The following is an 18,685-nucleotide window of genomic DNA, read 5'->3' on the forward strand; positions in this document are numbered from 1 at the left end:
GGGAAATTGCGCAGAATAATCAGTGATGCGCACGGCGCGGGAAGGAAATAACCATGCAGATTCCAATTAAGCGGGCGATTGAGAAGGTGCCGGGCGGCATGATGACGGTGCCGCTGCTGATCGGCGCGCTGTTCGCGACCTTTGCCCCCAACACCCCGAAATTCTTCGGCTCCTTCACCGGCGCGCTGTTCTCCGGCGGCGCTCTCAGCATCCTCGCCGTGTTCTATGTGTGCATGGGCGCGAGCATCGACTTCAAGGCGACGCCTTACATCGTGAAGAAGGGCGGCGCCCTGATGATCGTGAAGGTCGGCACCGCCATCGTCCTCGGCCTGATCTTCGGCCGCTTCCTCGGTGAAGCGCCGGTCACCGCCGGCATCTTCGCAGGCGTGTCGACGCTGGCGATCGTCGCCGCCATGAACGACACCAATGGCGGTCTCTACATGGCGCTGATGGGCCAGTATGGCCGTCCGCGCGATGTGGGTGCCTACAGCATCATGACGCTGGAAAGCGGTCCGTTCCTCACCATGGTGACGCTCGGCGTTGCCGGTCTGTCGTCGTTCCAGTGGCCCGCGCTCGTCGGCGCGATCCTGCCGCTGGTGGCCGGCATGATCCTTGGTAATCTCGATCGCGAGCTGCGTGACTTTCTCAGCAAGGCCGTGCCTGTGATGATCCCGTTCTTCGCCTTCGCGCTTGGCACCGGCCTGAACCTGACGCAGGTCTGGCAGGCGGGTCTGCTCGGCGTCGGCATGGGCGTTGCCGTCGTCATCGTAACCGGCATCCCGCTGTTCTTCGTTGACCGTCTCACCGGCGGCAACGGCGTCGCGGGCGTTGCTGCGGCATCGACCGCCGGCAATGCGGCGGCTGTGCCTGCGATCGTCGCTGCGGCCAATCCGGCCTATGCGGCTGCTGCCGGTCCGGCGACCATCCTCATCGCGGCCTGCGTGGTCGTGACGGCGATCCTGACGCCGATCCTCACCTCGTGGGTTGCCGGCATCGTCGGCCGTGATGTCGAGCCGGAAGCAGAGGCGACGACGCCTGCCGCGCCAAGCGTCGCATCAGCCGCACCAGTGGCTGGGCACTAAGATGGCGGGACGCTGGCTGATCCTCGCCGATGATCTCACCGGTGCAGCAGACTGCGCCATCGCCTTCGGTCGCCGCGGTCTTGCGGCTGCCGTGACCTGGGGCGAGATCGCAGGCGCCGGGGCAAGTGCCGGGGATCGCCAGCATCCGGTTATCTCCTATGATGCAGCGAGCCGCGGCCTTTCGGCCGAGGCCGCGGCGCGTCGCCACGCCGACGCGTTGCAACAATTGATGGAGCCGGACCGGCTCCTGTTCAAGAAGATCGACTCCACGCTGCGCGGCCAGCCAGCCTCCGAGACGGCCGCTGCGCTGGCGCATCTCAAGGCGCAGTCGGGTTCGGCCTTCGGCATCTTCGCGCCGGCCTTTCCGGCGACCAACCGCACCACCATCGATGGCCGCGTGATGGTCGGCGGCCGTCCGCTGGAAGAAGCCGAAGTGTGGAAGCGCGATCACACCTATGACAATGCCGATATCGCCGACGTGCTCGCATCTGCAGGTGTTCGCAGCGAGAAGGTGCTGCTTGCGACGATCCGCGGCGGCCATCTCAAGGCTCACTTGGCGCGTATCGCGTCCGAGGACAGCGTCGTTGCGATCTGCGATGCGGAGACCGAGCACGACCTGCATCTGATCGCCGAAGCCAGCCTGAAGATTTCGCCGGCGACAGTGTTCATCGGTAGCGCCGGCCTTGCACATGCGCTGGCGGCGCTCGATGACACCAGTGCCGCCGAGAAGCTGGAAATTCCGCCCAGCATCTACGGCACGCTGATCGTGGTCGGCTCGCTCGCGGGCGCGTCGCGCTCCGCAGCGCGCAAGCTTGTCGCCAGCGGCACCGTGACCCATCTGCCGGTCACACCGGAAGTCCTGCTCGGCGACAAGGCAGGGCAGGCGGCGCTGGCTGCACGCGTGACCGAAGGATTGACCGCAGGCGGCGATGTCCTGGTTGAGATCGTGATGGACGACAATCCGAAAATGTCGCTCGGCCCGCAGCTCGCGCAGAATCTTGCCGATGCGCTGATGCCCGTGGCGTCCAGCATCGGCGCCTTTGCAGCAACTGGCGGCGAGACTGCCGCAGCACTCTTGTCGCGCTTCGGTGTCAACGGCATCCGTCTGGCGGACGAGATCGAGCCCGGCGTTTCGCTCGGGCTTACGCTCGGCGCATTGTCCGTGCCGATCGCCACTAAGGCCGGCGCCTTCGGCGACGAGAACAGCCTGATCAAAATTCGCGAACGTCTTCACATCGTCCGAACTCAAGGAAGCTTCACATGACCCGTCCGACCATTGCGATCACCATGGGCGATCCCGCAGGCATCGGGCCCGAAGTGATTATGAAGGCCTTCGCGCATCCGGAAATGCTCGCGATGTGCAATCCGCTGGTGATTGGCGATGCCAATCGCCTGCGCAAGGCCGGCGAGATCGTCGGCGCCAGGATCGGCGTTGACTCGCTCAGCGATGCAAAGGCTGCGAATTTTGCGTCGAAGAACGTCCAATGCGTTGACTTGAAGATCGTTCCCGACGATTTGCCGTTCGGGCAGAACTCCCCGATCGCAGGCGAGGCGGCTTACCGCTTCATCGAGAAGGCCGTCGAGATCGTTCAGGCCGGCATCGCCCAGGGTATCTGCACCGCACCGCTCTCCAAGGAAGCGCTGCATGCAGCCGGTCACAAATATCCCGGGCATACCGAACTGCTCGCGCATCTGACCGGCACGCCTGAAGTGTCGATGATGCTGGTGTCGCCGAAGCTGCGCGTGATTCACGTGACGACGCATATCGGCCTGATCGATGCCATCAAGAAGATCGAGCCGGGCCTGGTCGAACGCGTCATCACGCGCGGCCATGAGGTGCTGGTGAAGGCCGGCATCAAGAATCCGAAGATCGGCGTTTGCGCCATCAATCCGCATGCCGGCGAGAACGGCCTGTTCGGCTATGGCGAAGAAGCCGAGAAGATCACGCCCGCGGTCGAAGCCTGTCAGAAGAAGGGCTGGGACGTGCGCGGCCCTCTGCCGGCCGATACGCTGTTCTTCCTCGCAGGGCGCGGCGACTACGACATGGTGGTGGCGATGTATCACGATCAGGGCCATGGCCCGATCAAGGTGCTGGGTCTGGAATCCGGCGTGAACATCACGGTCGGACTTCCCGTCATCCGCACCTCGGTCGATCACGGCACCGCCTTCGACATCGCCGGCAAGGGCATTGCCGATGAGCGCAGCCTTCTCGAGGCCTTGCGGCAGGCGGTGGATCTCGCACCGGGATCCAAGGCGGCCTGACAATCTCCGTCATGCCCGGCCTTGTGCCGGGCATCCACGTCTTGTTACTTCGAAGACGTGGACGGCCGGGACGTCAAGCGAAGCTCGCTTCGCGCTGCCCGGCCATGACGAAACGCTGGTAAATACCAGCTTGATTGGCTGAGGTTCGATGTCGATGCGCAACAAGGAACGTCGCTCACGCCTGCTGGACGCGCTGAATGCCGGCGAGATCGATGTCGACGATCTCGCGCGGCGCTTCGGTGTGTCCGGGTCCACCGTGCGGCGCGACCTGCAGCATCTCTCGAAGAACAACGCGGTGCGCCGTACTTACGGCGGCGCGATTCTCACCGGCCATGTCGCAGAGACCACGCTCGACCAGCGTTTCGCGGTCCAGGGCAAGGAGAAGCAGGCCATCGCGCGGGCCGCGATCGACCTGATCGAGGACGGCGACACGCTGATCCTCGATGCCGGCTCGACGGTCGCGGCATTCGGCAAGCTGCTGTTGCAGCGCCGCCTGCGCATCATCACCAACAATATCGCGCTGCTGCCGTTTCTCGCCAAGGCACCAAGCATCGAACTCGTGGTGCTCGGCGGCGCGCTGCGCTCGACCAGCATGAGCACCATGGGACCTCTGGCCAGCGAGGGACTGCGGCGCCTGACGGCCGACCGCGCCATCATGAGCGCCGATGGTGTCGTGAGCGGTCGCGGCCTCTGCGAGGCCGACCTCGATCAGGTCGCCTTGAAGTCCCTGATGATGCAGCAGGCCAAGGAGGTCATCGTGCTCGCCGATGCCGGCAAGCTCGGCCGCGCCGAACAGGACGCCTGGGCGCCGCTCCCGCCGCGCTGGACGCTGGTGACGGGCGCTGGCGCCTCGACGGAGCAGCGCAGGCTGATGGAGCATGCAGGGGCGCATATCGTCGTGGCGGGGGCGTAGCGCGGCTGTATGCGTGTTCTGACGCCGTGCCGATATGGGTATGGTTCAATTGAACAGTCGCATCAGTAAGGCTTTGCCAACCGGGACTGCCCGGACACCGTGAAAAGCGCGAACATATTCTCCCGCGTAAAAGGCGCGTACAACGCGAATTCGCGTTGCAGCGGCTTCTTCGAAGCGAACACCGAAACCATCGCGCGTTCGTCGCATGACCGTTGCCGACACATTCTGACCGTATACGTTGCACTTGAGAACAGTCCCCACCCGCGGCGGCGCAGGATCGATGAAGCGAGCACCGGTTATCGAGATGTCCGCCATGCGAACCAGCCGCGGGTCCTTGTCCTCGTGGATGAGGACGGGCTCATTGCGCTCAAATCGCTCGGCTTTCCGACGGCGAGGCTGCTCGATACAGATGAAGCACACGATCGCGAGGACGACGCAGTTGTACAAACTCCAGCCAAGCGCTAGTCCGCCGTAAGCAATGCTCTCTCCCTTCAGATTGATAATGAAAGCGTAAGCGATCGCCAGCATGGTTATCAGCAGCGCGGATCCATAAAGCCGCAGAAGCGGCCACTCGATGAACCTCTGATTGCGATCGCCACCTTTGGCGGTGACCTTGAACTTGTGACCCTTTGGTCTGATCAGGCCCGTGATTATTGCTTTCAGGACCGCTGGCGCCGCGATGTACTGCGAGACGTCCGTCATAATCGCCAGCGAACGACCACGGGAAATCCAGGTCATCGTAAATGCGTGCCAGACGTAGAAGGGCAGGAAGTATGTCAACAGTTCGGAGAGATCGGCGTAAATCGCCTTGATCCCGAACAGGAGATAGAGCCACGGCACGATCAGGCCAAGCATCTTCGTTCCATAAGCCCCGGCCCAGCTCATGAAAGCGTCGACGAGCGAAAGCCGGTCGATCAGGGCGAGTTTTGATTGCGATGAAAAGGGCCCGCTTCGGCCTCTTACGATTTGCATGAAGCCGAGGCACCATCGACCGCGTTGGGTGATGTATTCCTTGAGGCCTTCGGGCGCCAATCCAAGCGTAAGCCGTTCATTCAGATAGACCGTGTGATAATTACGCTCCTTCAGACGCAACGTGACGAGATAGTCCTCGGTCACCGAGTCCGTCGGGAATCCACCGATCTCCATGAGGCCTGAAAAGCGGATCACCGACGAAGTGCCGCAGCAGAAAGCCACCCCCCAGGCGTCTTTGGCCGGCATCAGAATATCAAAAAAGAAACGTTGCTCGTCGGGCCATACCTCGGTGGCGGCCAGATTGGACTGGATCGGATCCGGATTGATGAAGTGCTGCGGCGTCTGCACGATGCCAATGGTCTTGTCTTCCATCAAACTGGTCGCGCGCGTGAGAAACTCCGGCAGAGGGACGAAGTCGGCATCCAGGATGGCAACGAATTCCGGTTTGTTGTCCAATCCGGCGACATGACGCAAAGCGTGATTGATGTTACCTGCCTTTGCATGCTGATTGTCTGGACGAGTCAGGTAATGACAGCCGAGCACTTCGGTCAGGCGTTTGAGCCATAGCCGTCGCCCATCATCCAGGACCCAGACACGATAGTTGCCGTGGTCCAGTCCCGTGGCGCCGATGATCGTGCGTTCGAGGATCGCTTGCTCCTCATTATAGGTGCAGATGAAGACATCGACGAGCGGAACCCGCGCGGCGGCCGCGGCTTTTTTTATTCCGACCTCGACGTCGGCAGAGCGATCAATCGTTCGGCTGAGAAACAGCATCGACAGGCAGACGCCAAGTAACGAGGCAGCCTCCGCCAGCATGAAGGGGTATCCGACGAGAAAGTCGGCGGTAAAGCCGGGTGGCGGAAGCGTCTGCGTGACACGCCACGTGAAGTATCGGATCAGCAGAATGACGGATATCCCGGTCATCAATGATCGGGCGAACGTGCTGTCGCGCTTCAGCATCGGCGCGATCGCGAGGCAAGCACCGAGAGTGGCGATGCCCGGTGCGAAGGCCGAGATCATGGGTTCGACGTGTCGTGATTGAACACGACCCGTCCCGTGCGCCCCACTGCGCAGTCTTTGCCCGTGCTATCAAGATTGGGCATCGAGACCGTCACACGATAGGGTTCCTTGTTCAGCGTGTCGGGATTGATGGCCAGGTTCGCGGGCGCACCAGACGCGCCAGTGAGATTCACGATCGACCCCTCTATCGCCGGACTGCCGTCATTTGGCTCAAAAGTCGCCTGCTCGCCCAGCCTGAGCCTGTTATAGACACGTTCGGTGACATTCGCCGTTACCACAGCGCCGCTGCAATCAAGTAGCTTCAGCAATGGTTGTCCGGCCCGGACATCCTCGCCCGGCGACGTCATCATCTCCCAGATCCGGCCAGTCACGGGCGCTTTGATGTCCGCTTCCGATCGGCTGACATAAAGCAGTTGCTCGGACGCGATCTCGCTCGCGAGCCACGCGATCTGGGCATTCGCATGCGCCAGATCGGCTTGGAGATCATTTGCACGTTGCCGCATCTCTTCTTCGCGCTGGACCGAACTTGGGCGGTCATTGTAGCTATCGCCCAGATACGTGCCCTTCTGCGCGGCAATGAGCTCGATCTTGGCGGCATCAAGTCTGCGACGGGCGCCGATTTCGGTTTGCTGGGCGACCGATTGTTCCCGGGTCAAGCGGGCGAATTCCACGCTGGAGACGCTGCCCGACTTGATCAGCGACGATGCCCGCTCTACGGCGGCGGTTGCCTCTTCCCGCCGGGACGCAGCGGCTTCGATCACCGACTGTATTTCAGCGATGCGCGCTTCCAGTTGGAGGGTACGGCCTTCCCTGAATTGGGAGGCCTGTCGCGCGAGATCTTGCTGCGCGGCTTGAGCCGAGGCGAATTTGGTCGCCAGACTTGGGCGCTCATTGTCCAGTCGCGACATCTGTCGTCTGAGATCATCCAGCCGATTTCGATCGCCCCGTGCATTCACGACGCGAAGGAGGAGGTCACCTTCATTCACTGCGCTCGACGTCGAACGGCCGGACTTCGAACTGACTTCGCCATCGATCGGCGACCTTAGCGTCACGAGTCTGGCGTTGACCACCGCCTCCACGCTGGAGGTCTGCAGGATTGCCCTGAGTGGCAGCCATCCGAACACGGCAACAATGGTGAGACCGGCAGCGATCTTCAGCACCCGCCGAACGGTGCTATATGAGCGCGGAGGCGTTGTCTGATCAGGCGAACCGCGGTTTGCGGGCTCGTCGATATCCGGCTTCAGTCGGTCTTCCAGATCGCGCTGCAATCCTCTGGCGCCGGGATCGAAGGATGGAACATCTTCCTCGACAACGGACGAAGGTGCGAACCCCGAAGGAAATTGAGTCTTTTGCGCACGATCCATGGCAGCCGAACCCAAATTGTCGGTGAGCGGACCAACTCGGTCCTTCGAAGCGATTCCATGTCAGGTGAGTAGAGTGTGCGCCCGCTTAAGAGCCCGCTAAGGTAGACCCCGCATCTTTCGATAAAACTGCGCAATCTCGGAGGCAGAGCGCTATGATACCTAGGAAGGGAGGCATTGCTGCTGCATTAGCGATCGTGCTTTGCATGCCGTCGATGTCTCTTGCAGACAACAGGAATGGCGAGCGGATTTTCTTGAGCCGCTGCGCGATGTGCCACGGAAATGACGTTAAGGGCACAGGGCCTTTGGCTGATAAAAGCAATCCGCCTGCACCCGATCTCACGACACCCGAGTTCAAAAAGCGCATACTTGATTATCCCGGCGTGATCGTATCGTCCGTCATACTCCGTCCCAACGGCGATCTCATTCCAAGAACGTTGCGCGAAAACGGCGTGAAATTGCCGCCGTTCGCATGGACGGTCAGGGACTTTCGGGATCTGAATGAGTACCTGACTGACAAGATCGCCAAGGCCAAATAATCTGGATGTCGCGCAATTCCCGATGACTCGTTGCTGGCGGGGCTCAGTGCAGTCTGCAGAACACGACGGAAAAGCTGCAAAACATGCGTTGACCGGAAGGCCAAAAGCCTAGAAGAAACAACGCGCGCGGACGTGGCGGAACTGGTAGACGCAAGGGACTTAAAATCCCTCGATGGCAACGTCGTGCGGGTTCGATTCCCGCCGTCCGCACCAGCCTTCAGGGGAACTTTAGCCTCAATCCGGCCACCGGCGGCTGCTTTACGCAACGTCAATCCTGCCCGGCTAGAAAGTCCCGATGATCGTTTGTCCTTCCCGTTCCCGCCTGCCGATGCGCGCTGCTGCGATAGTGTCGCTGTTTGTCCTAGCCGGCTATCTTGGCGGCTGCGCGAGCATGGGCGATGGCATGGTGTCGGGCGCCTTCGTCGATCCTGCGAAATATGACCTTTATGATTGCCCGCAGCTTGAGACCGAGCGCAAGACGCTTGCGACGCGGACGGCCGAATTGCAGGGGCTGATCGACAAGGCGCAGACCGGCACGGGTGGAGCGGTGGTCAGCGAACTCGCTTATCGCAACGATTACATTTCGACGCGTGCGCAGGCCAAGCTGGCAGAAGAGAACTGGCAGAAGAGCAAGTGTGTGGCCAGTGCGCCGAAAGCGCCGGCGGCATCAGAACCCATTACGCCGCGCAAGCGGGCTGGCGCCCGCTCCTGAGCCTGTCAGGATCAGAGTTTCCAGTCATAGATCCAATCCTGCCGCGCCTGTAGACGCTCTGCACCGAGCGCGCGCATGGCGAGGTCGCGCGCCAGCGCCATGGGGCCACGCAGATGATAAATCTGGCCGGATTGCCGGGCGGTGCGCTGTATCAGGCCGACGCGTAGCTGGCGTAGCGCGGCGTAGCGCGCCAATGCGGGCGCGATCGCTGCGGCATCGTGGCCAGCGGCGGCAAGGCACTCCGCCAGCACCGCCGCATCCTCGATGGCCATGCCCGCGCCTTGCGCGGCGAAAGGCAGCATCGCATGGGCGGCATCGCCGAGCAGCGCCACGGATCCCTCGTGCCACATGCCGCCGTCCGGCATCGTGAACAGCGGCCAGCGCCGCCAGTTATCGACGCTCTCGATCATGGCGCGTGCATTGGCCGGCCAGCGCGACGCTGCAAAATGTTGGCGGATCTCGCTGGCGTCGCCAGCATCGCTGCCGCCCGGCTGCATCGCGGCGCCGGGCACGATCGCGACCATGTTGATCCGCTTGCCCGATGACACCGGATAGACAACGAGATGGGCCTTCGGCCCCATCCAGAGCTGGACGCCATAGGGGACCAGGTCGCTTTCCAGCCGGCGCGTTTCCAGCGTGCCGCGCCAGGCGATCAGGCCGGAGAAGTGCGGCTGCGTTTCGGGAAACAGTTGTCGTCGCACGAAAGACCACGCGCCATCGGCGCCGATCAAGGCCAGCGCCGGCTCGCCGTTGACCGTGATGCCGGCGGGCGTGGCGCGGAGGTTGTCCACGGGACAGCCAAGGCGCAGTTCGATGTCGGGATGCGCCGTGACCGCGCCAAGCAAGGCCGATTGCAGATCGGCCCGGTGCACCAGCCAGTAGGGCGCGTCATCGCTTGCGCTGCCGAGCGGCAGGCGGATCACTTCGCCGCCGCTGCGCGCGGTCATGATGCTCACACGGGCGGGCGTCGTGACATGGGGCGCAAGGCGCGATTGCAGGCCGAGGCCGATCAGTATGCGGGTCGCATTGGGCGAGAGCTGCAGCCCGGCGCCGGCTTCTTCGAGCCGCCCGGTCTTCTCAAGGATGAGGACACGAAACCCTTTAGTGGCCAGCGCCAGCGCGGCCGTCAGTCCGCCGATGCCCGCACCAGCGATGACGATGGTGCGCGGCGCCGTCACGGCCGGGAATCAGGCAACCTTGTCTTTCACCACGCATTCCGGCGGACGTGACTGGCCGGCGCCGAGATCGGCGGCAAAGCGATACAGGGTCGAGCAATACGGGCAGATGATCTCGTTGTCGTTGCCGAGGTCGAGGAAGACATGCGGATGATCGAACGGCGGATTGGCACCCACGCACATGAATTCCTGCGAGCCGATCTCGATGATCGGAACGCCGGCGTCATTGTGAAAGTGCGGAACCACGTGGTCGGACATCTTCTCTACCTTTGCTCGCAACAGCCGCGGGCGTATGAGCCGGCGCGCCATTCAGTGCGGCGCACCATACTGGTCCGGAACCATGATTCCTAGACCGCGCAGGGGTCATTCATCCGTACAAATTCGACACAATTCGGGTGTCTCCGAATAGCCCTTCTTTCGTCGGGGCAGTTGTGTCCACGATGTGACGCACCATTTCTAAAGAGGTGCAAGGATAGGGTTTTCCGCCATGTGGTTCCGGCTCGATACAGCTTTGACGGGGGTAGCGGTCTGTGCGACCGCCGGCCTGCTGTTGCTGCCGCATGCGCGCGACGCCGGCGCGGTGCTGGCCGCGCAGGATGACCCGGTCGCTCTGGCCGATGTGCAACTCAGCTCTGCATTGCGGAATGATCCCGCGGTGCTCGCCCGCAATATCGAAGAGGCGCTCGCGGCCAAGGATGCCGACCTCGCCAAAAGCTTTGCGGATGTTGCGGCTGCCAGAAATGTTCAACTGCCGGACGATCTCGCCAGGCGCGTGACCGAGGCGGTTGCGGACGAGAATTCCGCCTCCCATTTCGCCAGCCGCTTTGCCACTGGTTTTGTCACCGGCAATGCCGACGATGTCGGCAGCCTGTCCGGCACCGTCGCCGGTGATCTCTTTGTGTTTGGCGATATCCGCGACGTGGTGCGCGAGGGCAAGCACATGGCGATGGGTGAGGATACCGATCACCTCATTCTCGGCCTTGCTGCTGCAGGTCTCGCTGTTACCGCCGCGACCTATGTCAGCGTTGGCGGAGTCGCGCCGGTGCGCGCGGGCCTCACGCTGGTGAAGGATGCGCGCAAGGTCGGGCGGATCGGCGAGGGGCTCACCACCTGGGCGGCACGCTCGGCGCGCGGCGTGGTGGATGGTCCGATGTTGCGGGCTGCGGTGGCCGATGCCTCGCTGCTGCGCCCGGGCCAGACCATCACTGCGGTGAAGGCGGCGTTCCGCACCGAGAAGGCCGGCGGCATCGTGCGTCTTGCCGGGGATGTTGGCCGCGTCGGCGAGAAGGCCGGTACGCGCGGCGCGCTCGATACGCTGCGTATCGCCCAGAGCCCGAAGGACGTCACGCGCGCGGCGCGACTCGCCGAAGTCAAAGGCGGTCAGACCCGCGCCATCATGAAGATGTTCGGCCGTGGTGCGCTGCTGCTGGCGGCGGGCGCATTCAATCTCTCGATGTGGGTGTTCTGGGCGCTGTTCGCGCTGCTCGGATTTGTGGTGTCGATCAAGGCAACCACGGAACGCATCACCTGGTCGTGGCTGCAGCGCTCCAAGGCGAAGCGCGCGCGCCGCGACCTGGCGGTACGACAGGATGCTCTATTGCAGGACATTTCACGCAAGGACGCATTACTCAGGGACATGGCTCTCCGGCATCCCGCGCCGGCCCACTCACTGGCGCCGGTGCTCGTCCACGGGTAAACTGCGCGCTTCCCACCACCACCATCCATTCTCTCAATCACCCATCTCTCAATCGTAACGGAATTCTGGATGCCGAGCTTTCACAACGGCGCTGTCGAAATTGCTTATCTCGATGAAGGCGAGGGCGATCCGATCGTTCTCGTGCATGGCTTTGCATCGAGCAAGAACGTCAACTGGGTCTATCCGACCTGGGTGTCGGAATTGAAGAAGCACAATCGCCGCGTCATCGCGCTCGACAATCGCGGCCATGGCGATTCCAGCAAGCTCTACGATTCCGAACAATACAGCATCGGTGCGATGGCCGCCGACGTGCGCGCGCTGCTCGCGCATCTTGGTATCGTGCGCACCGACATGATGGGTTATTCGATGGGGGCGCGCATCACGGCCTATATCGCCTATAGCCATCCCGAATTGATCCGCAGTGCGATCTTCGGCGGTCTCGGCATCGGCCTCATCAAGGGCGGTGGTCCCGGCGAGAACGTCGCCCTCGCGCTCGAGGCGGACTCGCTGGACGACGTCACCGATCCCGTCGGCCGCACCTTCCGCGCTTTCGCCGATCAGACCCGTTCGGACCGCCGCGCGCTCGCAGCCTGTCTGCGCGGCTCGCGTCGGCTGATGACGAATGAGGAAGCCGCCGCCATCAAGGTGCCGCTATTGATCGCGGTGGGAACGACGGACGAGATCAGCGGCTCCGCACAGGAGTTGCAGAAGGTCATCGCCGGCTCCGAAGTGCTGGATATTCCGAACCGCGATCACATGCGGGCGGTCGGCGATCGCGTCTACAAGGAAGGTGTGCTGGATTTCCTGTCCCGCCGCCCGTGATGACAATTGGCGAGGGGCGCACCTTGTTTTGATCACATGAGCGCCCACTTCTGATGCACGCCCGGTTTGTGGGCGGACGGGGCTTCCACCGGAAACGCCTGCGCTTTCAAAGTGTTGGCAGGTGATTGCCGGGTAAGCCACCGTTCACGATGGCAGGAGCCGTGTCGCGACAGCGATGCGCCTTGTGCTATAATCGACGCCGTATTCAGGAAATTGCGAGTCCGCCATGGCCGTGCAGAGCATCAATCCGCAGAATTCAAAACTCGCAACGCTGGATCCGATCTGGGATCGCATCCGTTCCGAGGCGGAAGACATCGTCCATCGCGAGCCTGAACTCGCATCCTTCATTTATTCGACCGTGCTGCATCACAACCGTCTGGAAGATTCGGTGGTGCACCGGGTTGCGGAACGTCTCGATCACGCAGCGCTGTCCGGCGACCTGATCCGCCAGACCTTCGACGAAGCGCTGCGCGACGAGCCGGATCTTGGCAATGCGTTCCGCGCCGACCTCGTCGCCGTGTTCGACCGCGATCCCGCCACCACGCGCTTCATCGATCCGCTGCTGTACTTCAAGGGCTTCCACGCCATCCAGGCGCATCGTCTTGCGCATTGGCTCCACAAAAAGGGCCGCAAGGACTTTGCGTGGTATCTGCAGAGCCGCTCGTCGGCCGCCTTCCAGACCGACATCAATCCTGCCGCCAAGATCGGCCGCGGAATCTTTCTCGATCACGCGACCGGCTTTGTCGTCGGCGAGACGGCTGTGATCGAAGACGACGTGTCGATCCTGCACGGCGTGACGCTCGGCGGCACCGGTAAGGAAAACGAGGACCGCCATCCGAAGATTCGTCACGGTGTGCTGATCGGCGCCGGTGCCAAGATTCTCGGCAATATCGAAGTCGGCCATTGCGCGCGGATTGCCGCGGGCTCGGTCGTCGTCAAGCCTGTGCCGCACAACGTCACCGTGGCGGGCGTACCGGCGAAGATCGTTGGCGAAGCCGGCTGTTCGGAGCCGTCGCGCACCATGAACCAGATGCTGAACGCGATCGGGCTCTGATTTTCAGGGGCTGAGACTTCTGGGCTTGCGATTTGCAAGCGCTGATATTGCACGCGTTTTCGTTCACTTGTGGGATGGCGTGATTTTTCGAGAAACGGCCTAGCCGTGGACGCCATCTCGCATTAAAGCTTCTCTCCATCAGCTCAACAGACATCAACTGCATTGGAGACACCTGTGGACGTTCAGGAAGTCAGAAAGCTCGACGCCTATCTCAAGCGCGTGTTCGGCAACCAGAAGCTCCGCGTGGTGCCGCGCCCGAAGAAGGACGACTCCGCCGAAGTCTATATCGGCGAAGAATTTATCGGCGTGCTGTTCGTCGATGACGAAGACGACGATCGCTCGTTCCAGTTCCAGATGGCGATCCTGGAAGAAGACCTCGTCGATAACGGCTGAGGATGCACCTTGCCCCCGCTTGGCGGCGGCGAGATCAGCGCAAGCGCAGGCCCTCGCGCTCTGTACATCACACGCTAGGCCGCGTTGTCCGGCGCGACCAGGCCGGCGGCGGTGGCAAGCCAGACCAGGTGCGCGTCGGTGCGCGCGCCGATCTTCGATTTGATCTGGTAGTGATAATTCTGCACGGTCTTGGTGCTCAGATTGAGCGACGTCGCGATCTGCTCCGTGGTCCAGCCTGACGCCACCAGCCGCAGGATTTCCGTTTCGCGCGGCCCGAGATCTTCCACCAGCGACCGTTCGTTGCCGAGCCGCTCGCTGGCGATTTCGCGCGCGATGTCTTCGCTCAATGCGCGTCCGCCGCGGGCGACGGTAGCGATGGCGCGCACCAGTTCGTGCGGCGCGCTGCTCTTTGTGATGTAGCCGCAGGCGCCAGCCTCGAACGCTTTCAGCGCGAACGCGGCGCTTGCATGCATGGTGAACACCAGCAGGCGCGCGGTGCGATCCCATTGCCGGATATGCCGGATCGCTTCCAGCCCGCCGGGGCCGGGCAGCGACAGATCCATGACCACCACGTCCGGGCGCTCTGCCTGATAGGCGCGATAGGCCGCAGCGGCATCCTCGGCCTCGGCGCTGACGCGAAAACCGACCTGCCGCTCCAGTAGCCGGCGATAGCCTTCGCGCACCACCGGATGGTCGTCGACCAGCAAGATGCTGACGGCGGTCATGCCGCCGCTTGTCGTGGCAGCAGCGGAATCACCGCGGCCACGCGGATACCGTGTGCCGCCGGGCCGATCGACAGGCTGCCGCCAAGCGCTGCGATGCGCTCGCGAATGCCGAGAATGCCGTGGCCGGAGGCGGTGTGGGCCTGCCTGGCGTCGCCGCCGCCGTCATCCTCGACACTGAGGGCGACGGCGTCGCGGACCTCTTCCCCATGGCTGACGCGGAGATGAACGTGCTGCGGCCGGCCGTGGCGTGCGGCGTTGGTGAGGCACTCTTGCGCGATGCGGTAGATGTTGACGGCGGCTTCTGCGGGGACGGCGGTGAGATCGCCGGTTACGTCGAGGTGAAACACGGCGCGCCGCGTTGTGCTCGCATTCCACTGCGCCACCAGTTGCATAAGGCTGGCCTGCAATCCCAGTTCCTCGAGATCCTGCGAGCGCAGCCGCGCCAGCGCGCTGCGCAGCGTCCTCATCATCTGGCCGGTGATGCGGGCGATAGCGCGGGCATCGTCGGCCAGATCGGGACGGGACGGTGTGGCGCCGGTCTCGATGGCTGCGGCGAGCGCCGCGGTGGCGGTGAGGCACTGGCCGAACTCGTCGTGCAGATCGCGCGCCAGTGCGCGGCGTTCTTCTTCCTGTACCTGAAACAGTCGTTTGGTCAGCGCCACGCGTTCGGCGGTGGTGGCCGCGAGACGCCCGGCGAGATCGTTGACGGCGCGGGCGATATGGCTGAATTCGGTGGCGCCGAAAGCGGGCAGGCGATGGCGGTGGTCACCATGTTCGAGGCGGCGCAGGCCGCGTACGATGCTCCGGGCCGGCATCAGCGCATGGCCGATCAGGAGGATCGCGAGCAGACTGATGGCCAGCGCCATCGCCGCGGCGATGCTGACCATCACGGTCACCTGCCGCCATGCCTGACGCACGGCGGTGGCGGGGTCGACACGGGCTTGCACGGTGCCGGCATCGCGCTGCCGCACGGTAAGCGGCCGCGTCACCGTGGCATGTGGCCCGAACAGCGCGCCGTAGAGACTGACGAACCATGATGGTGCCGGGCTGCCGATGTCTTCGGTCTGGCTGCACAGGTCGAACGGCGGCGCGCTGCCGAGCCGGAAGTCAATGCACACGCCTGGCGCGATCACCTTCATGGTCGCAATGGATTTCCAGTCCGGCAGCGGCAGCAGTGCATCGCGGTAAGTGCCATCGCGCCACAGCAATTCGCGCCAGTACAGGTTCTGCAGGGTTGTCGCGACGCGGTCGGCGGAGGCGGCGGTGTCGGCCTCGATGGTGCGGTGCGCATCGACCAGAATCCATCCGATCGTACAGGCCAGACAGAGCAGCACCACGGCGACGAGACGAAGAACGAGATGTATCAGCAGGCGCATGATCGCATTCCCCGCGGTGAGACATTGATATTAAAGCGGCACGCACCGCGGTCTGGCAAGCGGTTCTGCATCGTTTGGGCAATTTGCCCGGTATGTGGCGGGTGCGATGCCCTTGGAGGCTCAGTCATACAGGCGGCAGATTGAAACCAACCGCCGATCGTGATCGGTGAAACAACCAGCAGGAGGGACATGTGGTGAGCCGGCATCATCTCGATCCGGCAGATCGCGCGCCGCTGCTGCACTGGTTGATCTTTACCGGGCTCTGCCTGTTCGCCGCGGTTCTGCTCTGGCACTATGGCCTGGTGCGGCAGATGCTTGCCGTCGATCGCACCTATATCTCGTCAGTGATCGTACTGCTCTATTTCGGTGCGTCGCTGCATTGCCTGTGGCGCCTGATCGCGGTGTCGCGCGAAGCCGATGCTGCGCGGGGTGCAGCGGAGCTATTCGCGGAGGGCGGCCAACGCATCGTCGTGGCCGGCGACGGTGTTGCGATCGACGGCGTCGGTGCGTTACCGAAAGGCCTGATGGCGTCGCATATCCGCGACCTCGCCGTGAAATCCGCACTGCAAAGCGGTCGGCAGCTCGACCAGACGCTGCTGCTGCGTCGTCTCGCCGGCAATTTGCGCGGCTCGAACGGCTTCGGCGGCTTTGCCGGCGACACGCTGATGAAACTCGGCCTGATCGGCACGATAGTTGGCTTCATCATGATGCTGGCGCCGATCGCCGGCCTCGACACCGGCAATCAGGGCGCCATCAAGGCCTCCATGAACCTGATGAGCGAGGGCATGGCGGTGGCGATGTATACCACGCTGGCAGGGCTGATCGGTTCGATCCTGATCCGCATCCAATATTACATGCTGGAGGACGCGACCGCCAAACTGTTCGCCTTTGCCGTCGGCGTCATCGACGTCCACGCCGTGTCGCTGCTCGAACGTGAAGCGGAGCACGCGAAGTGATCGACGAGTTTGAATTCTCTGGCAAGGAAGCGCCGTTCGATCCGCTCGGCGTCATGCTGTTCAAGGCGCTGCAGGTGATCGCCTTCCTGTTCTTCATTGCGCTGCTGGCGATCAAGACCAAGGACGACGAAGGCAAGGTCGATCCCAAGCTGGAATTCATGATCACGGTGAGCTGGCCCGACAAGCACCCGGACGACATCGACATGTTCGTGCAGGATCCGCTCGGCAACATTGTATGGTACCGGCGGCGCGAGACCGGCTTCATGGTGCTCGACCGCGATGACCGCGGCGGGCTCAACGATTTCATCATGGTCAACGGCCAGAAGGTGCTCTCGCCGATCCGCCAGGAGATCGTCAGCCTGCGCGGCATCGTGGCCGGCGAGTACATCGTCAACATCTACCATTTCGCCGCGCTGACCGGACAGCCAGTGCCAGTGACGGTCAAGGTCGAGAAGCTGAATCCGAAAGTACAGGTGGTGCACTACGACACCGTCAATGTCGATCATGGCGGCGCCGAGACAACCGCGGTGCGCTTCATCATGGACAAGACCGGCAACGTTACCGAGGTCAATCACGACCAGACATCGCTCGTGCAGATGCTGAACAAGCGGTACAGGGAGCGCAAGGCCGGATGAAGCGATGAGCCTGCAAACCAGCATTATCGGTCTGTCGCTCGGCTACGTGCTGCTCGGCCTGTTGCTGTTGCTGGCGGTGGTGCGGACGCGGCTGCCGTGGCCGGTGAAGGCCGGTGCGGTGGCGGTGACTTCGGCGTTTTACGTGCTGGTGTTCTTCCGCACCCAGGGCCTGCTCGGCTGGTCGGCGGACGATCCGCTGCCGCCGAACTTCCAGCTGTTGTGGGTGCGCAGCGTCGAGCCCAACATCGCCCAGGGCGAGCCAGGTGCCATCCACATGTGGGTCGAGGCCCTCGACGACGACAATCTCCCGAGCGGGGCGCCGCGGGCCTATCGGCGGCCTTACTCCACCGCGCTGGCGCGCAAGGCCGAGCGCGCACGCACCGAGATCGCCGCGGGTCATCCGCAAGGCGGGCGTGCTGCGCAATTCGGATCCGGCGAGGGCGAGTTGCCACCAGAGGGACCGCAAGGTGCGTTGTTCGCTAGCGGCGAGCCCGGCGGCGATCCATCCGGCGGTGGCCTGCTGGACCCCGCTTTCATGCGCGGCGACTCCCAGTCCATCACATTCGCCCCGCTGCCCGTGCCCGTGTTGCCAGCCAAAGATGTGCCGTAGCGGCGATGGCCGGCGCGAGTGTTAGCTCCGCTTGGGGTGGCGGGGAATCCTGATCCAAGGTCGTCATTCCGGGGCGTGCGTCGCCGGCGAAGCCGGCAGAGCGCGAACCCGGAATCCCGGAGTGTTTGGCTCTACGGAGACTCCAACGTTGAGATTCCTGTATCTGGCGATCTGTCACGCGCATAGTGACGGCAGGCGGAGATAGCCCGTTAGATTCCAGGCCCAATCGGCCGTAACCCGGCATGGGCATCTCGCCTGTTTTGTCTGATCGAACAGTCGCAAGGGCACTCCGGTTGCCCGCATACAGGTCTGATCCCATGACAGCTCAAGCGCTTGCAGTCGCAGCCGGCATCGATGTCGGCCAGCGTTTTCTCGATATCGG

The 18,685-nt window shown here is 63.1% G+C and carries 19 protein-coding genes and 1 tRNA gene; 14 read left to right on the forward strand and 6 right to left on the reverse strand.

What is annotated here, in order from left to right:
* Positions 1-53: 53 nt before the first annotated feature.
* The 4 genes from AC1DUY_RS15130 (at position 54) to AC1DUY_RS15145 (ending at position 4,257) form a co-directional block, all read left to right on the forward strand.
* Positions 54-1,082 carry a 2-keto-3-deoxygluconate permease gene (locus AC1DUY_RS15130; RefSeq protein WP_478115242.1) on the forward strand — a complete coding sequence of 343 codons (1,029 nt, stop codon included), beginning with the start codon at positions 54-56 and terminating at the stop codon, positions 1,080-1,082.
* 1 nt (position 1,083) lies between these two features.
* Complete coding sequence (locus AC1DUY_RS15135) at positions 1,084-2,346, forward strand: four-carbon acid sugar kinase family protein (RefSeq protein WP_478115244.1); 1,263 nt, start codon at positions 1,084-1,086, stop codon at positions 2,344-2,346.
* Positions 2,343-3,344, forward strand: a complete 1,002-nt coding sequence (pdxA, locus tag AC1DUY_RS15140; RefSeq protein WP_089264929.1) for a 4-hydroxythreonine-4-phosphate dehydrogenase PdxA — start codon at positions 2,343-2,345, stop codon at positions 3,342-3,344. The genes AC1DUY_RS15135 and pdxA overlap by 4 nt, the downstream gene beginning before the upstream one ends.
* A gap of 148 nt (positions 3,345-3,492) precedes the next feature.
* Complete coding sequence (locus AC1DUY_RS15145) at positions 3,493-4,257, forward strand: DeoR/GlpR family DNA-binding transcription regulator (RefSeq protein ID WP_478115246.1); 765 nt, start codon at positions 3,493-3,495, stop codon at positions 4,255-4,257.
* A gap of 45 nt (positions 4,258-4,302) precedes the next feature.
* On the opposite strand, the gene AC1DUY_RS15150 is transcribed toward AC1DUY_RS15145, so the two are convergent.
* Both AC1DUY_RS15150 and AC1DUY_RS15155 read right to left on the reverse strand, forming a co-directional pair.
* On the reverse strand, positions 4,303-6,249 hold the full coding sequence (locus tag AC1DUY_RS15150) for a glycosyltransferase family 2 protein (RefSeq protein WP_478115248.1): 1,947 nt from the start codon (positions 6,247-6,249) through the stop codon (positions 4,303-4,305).
* The gene (locus tag AC1DUY_RS15155) at positions 6,246-7,613 is read right to left on the reverse strand and encodes an HlyD family secretion protein (protein ID WP_478115250.1); all 1,368 of its coding nucleotides are present in this window, start codon (positions 7,611-7,613) and stop codon (positions 6,246-6,248) included. Before AC1DUY_RS15155 ends, AC1DUY_RS15150 begins: the two co-directional genes overlap by 4 nt.
* Before the next feature lie 212 nt (positions 7,614-7,825).
* Here AC1DUY_RS15155 and AC1DUY_RS15160 point away from each other — a divergent pair, with 212 nt between their 5' ends.
* From AC1DUY_RS15160 to AC1DUY_RS15170, 3 genes are all read left to right on the forward strand, one after another.
* The gene (locus tag AC1DUY_RS15160) at positions 7,826-8,149 is read left to right on the forward strand and encodes a c-type cytochrome (protein WP_478115252.1); all 324 of its coding nucleotides are present in this window, start codon (positions 7,826-7,828) and stop codon (positions 8,147-8,149) included.
* A gap of 126 nt (positions 8,150-8,275) precedes the next feature.
* Positions 8,276-8,362: transfer RNA gene (locus AC1DUY_RS15165), tRNA-Leu, on the forward strand.
* An 82-nt stretch (positions 8,363-8,444) separates the two neighbouring features.
* Positions 8,445-8,861 carry a twin-arginine translocation pathway signal gene (locus AC1DUY_RS15170; RefSeq protein WP_478115254.1) on the forward strand — a complete coding sequence of 139 codons (417 nt, stop codon included), beginning with the start codon at positions 8,445-8,447 and terminating at the stop codon, positions 8,859-8,861.
* Positions 8,862-8,872: 11 nt separating this feature from the next.
* On the opposite strand, the gene AC1DUY_RS15175 is transcribed toward AC1DUY_RS15170, so the two are convergent.
* Complete coding sequence (locus AC1DUY_RS15175; protein ID WP_478115256.1) at positions 8,873-10,039, reverse strand: FAD-dependent monooxygenase; 1,167 nt, start codon at positions 10,037-10,039, stop codon at positions 8,873-8,875.
* 9 nt (positions 10,040-10,048) lie between these two features.
* Positions 10,049-10,294 carry a zinc-finger domain-containing protein gene (locus tag AC1DUY_RS15180; RefSeq protein ID WP_089265655.1) on the reverse strand — a complete coding sequence of 82 codons (246 nt, stop codon included), beginning with the start codon at positions 10,292-10,294 and terminating at the stop codon, positions 10,049-10,051.
* Between the two features lie 229 nt (positions 10,295-10,523).
* Here AC1DUY_RS15180 and AC1DUY_RS15185 point away from each other — a divergent pair, with 229 nt between their 5' ends.
* The 4 genes from AC1DUY_RS15185 to AC1DUY_RS15200 all read left to right on the forward strand — a co-directional run bounded on the left by AC1DUY_RS15185 (position 10,524) and on the right by AC1DUY_RS15200 (position 14,001).
* On the forward strand, positions 10,524-11,732 hold the full coding sequence (locus tag AC1DUY_RS15185; RefSeq protein WP_478115258.1) for a hypothetical protein: 1,209 nt from the start codon (positions 10,524-10,526) through the stop codon (positions 11,730-11,732).
* Between the two features lie 69 nt (positions 11,733-11,801).
* The gene (locus AC1DUY_RS15190) at positions 11,802-12,554 is read left to right on the forward strand and encodes an alpha/beta fold hydrolase (protein ID WP_089264925.1); all 753 of its coding nucleotides are present in this window, start codon (positions 11,802-11,804) and stop codon (positions 12,552-12,554) included.
* Between the two features lie 226 nt (positions 12,555-12,780).
* Positions 12,781-13,608 (forward strand): serine O-acetyltransferase, encoded by an 828-nt coding sequence (gene cysE, locus AC1DUY_RS15195; RefSeq protein WP_068736178.1) that lies wholly within the window; start codon positions 12,781-12,783, stop codon positions 13,606-13,608.
* Between the two features lie 174 nt (positions 13,609-13,782).
* Entirely contained in the window at positions 13,783-14,001 is a 219-nt protein-coding gene (locus tag AC1DUY_RS15200; protein ID WP_068736180.1) for a DUF3126 family protein, read from the forward strand.
* A gap of 74 nt (positions 14,002-14,075) precedes the next feature.
* Here AC1DUY_RS15200 and AC1DUY_RS15205 read toward each other — a convergent pair whose 3' ends face one another.
* Together AC1DUY_RS15205 and AC1DUY_RS15210 are read right to left on the reverse strand one after the other, a co-directional pair.
* Positions 14,076-14,726: a response regulator gene (locus AC1DUY_RS15205; protein ID WP_068736182.1), complete on the reverse strand. Its 651-nt coding sequence runs from the start codon at positions 14,724-14,726 to the stop codon at positions 14,076-14,078.
* Complete coding sequence (locus tag AC1DUY_RS15210; RefSeq protein ID WP_478115262.1) at positions 14,723-16,102, reverse strand: HAMP domain-containing sensor histidine kinase; 1,380 nt, start codon at positions 16,100-16,102, stop codon at positions 14,723-14,725. The genes AC1DUY_RS15205 and AC1DUY_RS15210 overlap by 4 nt, the downstream gene beginning before the upstream one ends.
* 194 nt (positions 16,103-16,296) lie before the next feature.
* On the opposite strand from AC1DUY_RS15210, the gene AC1DUY_RS15215 reads away from it, so the two are divergent.
* From AC1DUY_RS15215 to AC1DUY_RS15225, 3 genes are read left to right on the forward strand one after another with little or no spacing between them, the layout of a single operon-like run.
* The gene (locus AC1DUY_RS15215; protein WP_231080120.1) at positions 16,297-17,058 is read left to right on the forward strand and encodes a MotA/TolQ/ExbB proton channel family protein; all 762 of its coding nucleotides are present in this window, start codon (positions 16,297-16,299) and stop codon (positions 17,056-17,058) included.
* Entirely contained in the window at positions 17,055-17,693 is a 639-nt protein-coding gene (locus AC1DUY_RS15220) for a hypothetical protein (RefSeq protein ID WP_120292600.1), read from the forward strand. The genes AC1DUY_RS15215 and AC1DUY_RS15220 overlap by 4 nt, the downstream gene beginning before the upstream one ends.
* A gap of 4 nt (positions 17,694-17,697) precedes the next feature.
* Entirely contained in the window at positions 17,698-18,303 is a 606-nt protein-coding gene (locus AC1DUY_RS15225) for a hypothetical protein (RefSeq protein ID WP_478115265.1), read from the forward strand.
* Positions 18,304-18,685: the final 382 nt, after the last annotated feature.

This window comes from Tardiphaga sp. P4_G1, from assembly GCF_056401215.1.